The 3,649-nt window shown below is 65.7% G+C and carries 4 protein-coding genes; 2 read left to right on the forward strand and 2 right to left on the reverse strand.

The annotated features are described in order from the left end of the window. Nucleotides 1-421 (forward strand): class I adenylate-forming enzyme family protein (locus tag ACFTZB_RS44125; protein WP_378442104.1); only part of this gene is annotated, 421 nt, incomplete at its 5' end. Nucleotides 422-436: 15 nt separating this feature from the next. Continuing rightward, nucleotides 437-1,663: a TetR/AcrR family transcriptional regulator gene (locus ACFTZB_RS44130; protein ID WP_378442106.1), complete on the forward strand. Its 1,227-nt coding sequence runs from the start codon at nucleotides 437-439 to the stop codon at nucleotides 1,661-1,663. Between the two features lie 55 nt (nucleotides 1,664-1,718). On the opposite strand, the gene ACFTZB_RS44135 is transcribed toward ACFTZB_RS44130, so the two are convergent. Next, nucleotides 1,719-1,898 (reverse strand): RidA family protein, encoded by a 180-nt coding sequence (locus ACFTZB_RS44135; RefSeq protein ID WP_378442109.1) that lies wholly within the window; start codon nucleotides 1,896-1,898, stop codon nucleotides 1,719-1,721. 101 nt (nucleotides 1,899-1,999) lie between these two features. Then, complete coding sequence (locus ACFTZB_RS44140; RefSeq protein ID WP_378442111.1) at nucleotides 2,000-3,199, reverse strand: NAD(P)/FAD-dependent oxidoreductase; 1,200 nt, start codon at nucleotides 3,197-3,199, stop codon at nucleotides 2,000-2,002. Between the last annotated feature and the right edge of the window lie 450 nt (nucleotides 3,200-3,649).

Consider the following 3,649-nt stretch of genomic DNA (forward strand, 5'->3'; position numbering starts at 1 on the left):
GACCGCCGCTGCGCTGCGCGACGGCTGGCTGTACACCGGCGACGGCGGCTACATGGACGAGGACGGGTACCTCTTCGTCGTGGACCGGCTCAAGGACATGATCATCTCCGGCGGGGAGAACGTGTATTCGACCGAGGTCGAGAATGCCCTCGCCGCCCACCCCGATGTGGTGCAGTGCGCGGTGATCGGTGTTCCCGACGACCGGTTCGGCGAGCGGGTGCACGCGTTCCTGGTGACGACACCCGGAACGTCACTGACCTGCGACGACGTGCGAGCTCACACCAAGAAACTGATCGCCGGATACAAGGCCCCACGGAGTGTCACGATCGTGGAGCAGATGCCGGTCTCGCCGGCTGGCAAGATACTCAAGAGAGAACTCCGCCGGCAGTTCTCCGACCTGGCTGACCGCCCCGCGAACTGACACCCCGAGGCTGCAATGACGATCGACACATCGGACGACACACCTGCTGTCGAGCCGACCGCCAAGAAGACGCGGCGGCCGCGCAACCGTAAAGCGCAGATCATCACGGTGGCCCGGGAGCAGTTCGGCCGACGCGGCTACCACGGCGTGAACATGGAGGACATCGCTTCCGCGGTGGGAATCACCGCGGGAGCGCTGTACCGCCATTTCCCGAACAAGCAGGACCTCCTTGCGCAGGCGATACTCGACGCCGCCTCGTCGATCACCGCCACACTCGACGACGTCGATCCCGAGGACTCGGCCTCGAACTGCCTGGCCCTGTTCCGCTACTGCCTCGACAACGGCTTCCGCGCCGTCCTGTTCGACCAGGAATCCCGCAACCTCGTCCCCGAACGCCGTGCCGAGGTGCAGACGGCCGTCCGGTCCGTCGTGGCACGCATCGCAGACGCCCTCCGCGCCGAACGCCCCGATCTCACCGCGGCAGACGCCGACATGCTGGCCTGGGCGTTGGCGAGCGTCGCCCTCAGTCCCGCCCGGCACCGCACGAGCTTGCCGCGCAAACGCCTGGAAAGCCTGCTGCTGACGCTGTGCGACAGGCTGCGGGACGCACCGATCCTGCACACCGAGGAGAAACCCGCCGAGGAGGTGCACGTTTCCGGCTTCGCTCACGCCTCCCGTCGGGAAACCCTGTTGACCGCCGCAATCTCCCTGTTTCGGCAGCGCGGCTACCAGTCGGTGACGATGGACGACATCGGCGCCGCAGCAGGAATGGCGAGTTCGAGCATCTACACCTACTTCGGCAGCAAGGTCGAGGTGCTCCAGGCGATCCTTTCCCGCGGCAACGAGACCCTGCGGATGGGGTTGGTCCAGGCACTCGCCGGGGCGCGATCACGCGACGACGCCCTCACTCGGGTGGTGCACTCGTACGCCACGGCGGTCGCGGCACCCGACAGCTCCATCGGCATCCTCATCGAGGAGTCGACCAATCTGCCCGAAGAGGCACGGTCTCAGAGCCGCACGGGACAACGCGAGTACCTCGACGAGTGGGTGCACCTGCTCGGCACCGACACACACGAGACCCGGGCCACGGTGCTCGCCGCGATCGACCTGATCAACGGCCTGTTCCGGTTGCGGCACCTGCGGGCCCGACCGCAGCACCAGGACGAGATCGTGGACCTGGCACTTCGGGTGCTGGGTGTGTCTGGAGGTGCTCACACGACTGATCCGGCGACACCTACATAGCCGCCCGTCGACTCCGCCCGGGATGGAACACCTCCGCCCCGCGGTCTACGCATGGTCAGTCCACGAGGATGCGACGTCCCCCGACTGCGGCGATTGCCTCGATCTCGATCAGCATTCCGGGAACGAGCAGTGGGGATCCGACTGAGGTGGAGGCCGGCCACGGTTCCTGGAGGAATTCGCGACGAACCTCCTTGAACACCGCATAGTTTTCGACGTCGGGGATGTGGACGGTCATCTTGACGACAGACGTGAGGTCGGCGCCGTGCGTCGCAGCGCGGCGTCGATGTTCCGGAATGTCTGTCGCGCCTGCTCGACGCGCTCGAGGTGACGTGAGGTTCAGCGGCCGCTGATCGTGTCGGCGATCCTGGCGGTGATGGCCGTCTCGGGCCGTGGCGAATGTGTTTCGCGGCGGTCGGCGTGGCGATATGCGGCGTAGAGGGCGGACGCACCGATCCAACGGATGGGTTCGACTTCCCAGCGACGTGCGTGCCGGCCGACCCAGGGCAACCGCGTGAGCTCGGTGTCGTCACCGAGGATCAGATCGCGCAGGGTGCGGGCTGCCAGGTTGGTACCGGTCAGGCCGTGTCCGACGTACCCTCCGGCGTTCGCGATTCCGGTCCGCCGGTCGAAGTTCACCGCGGCACACCAGTCCCTCGGTACGCCCAGGACGCCGCTCCAGGTGTGTTGCACCGACGAACCTGCCACCGCCGGAAACATCGCCTGAAGCTTCTCCATCAGTTGACCCACTGCCTTGTGCGCGGTGGAACCGCCGGCGGCGAAGGACGAGGCGAAGTTGTAGGGGACGCCCCGGCCGCCGAGCGCGATGCGCCCGTCGGCGGTGCGCTGACTGTAGGCGAAGCTGTGTCCGCTGTCGCCGACCAGTTCCGCTCCCGGCCAGCCGATCTCGGCCCACACCGACGGGGAGAGCGGCTCGGTGACGATCATGCTGCTGTTCATCGGCATGAGTTTGCGTCGCTGACCCGCGATGCTGTCGGTATATCGCTCGAGCGCCTGCACGACGTATCGTGCGGTCACCGTGCCCCGACCGGTGGTCACCGTGCCCGCGGAAATGGTCTCCTCCGCGGTGTCTTCGTAGATGGTGACGCCGAGGCGTTCCACGGCCTCCGCCAGGCCGATCATGAACTTTGCGGGGTGGATGCGCGCGCAATGCGGGGTCCAGAACCCACCTCGTGCTCGTGCCACCTGCACTCGTTCGCCCAGTTCGGACGGAGTGAGCAGGAACAGATCGTCGGCTCCCCATCCTTGGGTGCGCAGGTGATCGACGTGGTGGGTCAGGCGCTGGAGTTGTGCTGCGTTGGTGGCGACGTGGATCAAGCCGTCCTTGACGATGTCGGCGTCGATGTCCTCGCGCGACGCAACGGAGATCACTTCGTCGATGGTGTCGAACATGTTTCGTTGCAGCCGTTTTGCGGAATCGGCGCCGTGCGTCTTGGCGTAGCGGCGGAATTGTCCGGCAGGTTCCCCGCTCAGCCATCCGCCGTTGCGTCCGGAGGCACCGTATCCGGCGAACCGCATCGAACACCGGCGCCCTCGCCCAATCACATGCGGTCATGCGATGGTCGGCTCTGATCGGCAGCCGAGGACGATGCCGAGCACCGCTGACCGATCACCGGCCAGATTTGCGAGAGCAGTTTCAGCTCTCCGCAGTCGGGTAAGACGCTGGGCGCAGCGTAGTACACAAGCGCTCTCCGGCTGGCACCGGAGTTGCGCCTCCGTGCAGGCCATACATCCTCGCTGCATCGGGACGGTGGCCTCGTAGTCCCGGAAAAGTCGAGAACACCTTCGGCGATGTTCTCGACACATGTTTTCGGCATTGTGTGCTGGCATCGGAACATGACCGCCATCAAGCAACGACAGATGACCGCCAAAAAGCGCTGGCATTCACAGATTCCGCAGGTCAGAGCGGTTGTCGGCAAACGTTCGATTCTCGACAAGGGGGAGGTGTTCAGCGAGTCGTCTGTATTC

It is taken from the genome of Rhodococcus sp. NPDC057014 (assembly GCF_042673295.1).
Taxonomy (GTDB): domain Bacteria; phylum Actinomycetota; class Actinomycetes; order Mycobacteriales; family Mycobacteriaceae; genus Rhodococcus_F.

What these genes read in the sequence shown, in the direction of transcription:
- ACFTZB_RS44130 (WP_378442106.1), top strand. Translation starts at nt 437, where the DNA reads ATGACGATCGACACATCGGACGACACACCTGCTGTCGAGCCGACCGCC.
- ACFTZB_RS44135 (WP_378442109.1), bottom strand. Translation starts at nt 1,898, where the DNA reads ATGACCGTCCACATCCCCGACGTCGAAAACTATGCGGTGTTCAAGGAG.
- ACFTZB_RS44140 (WP_378442111.1), bottom strand. Translation starts at nt 3,199, where the DNA reads ATGCGGTTCGCCGGATACGGTGCCTCCGGACGCAACGGCGGATGGCTG.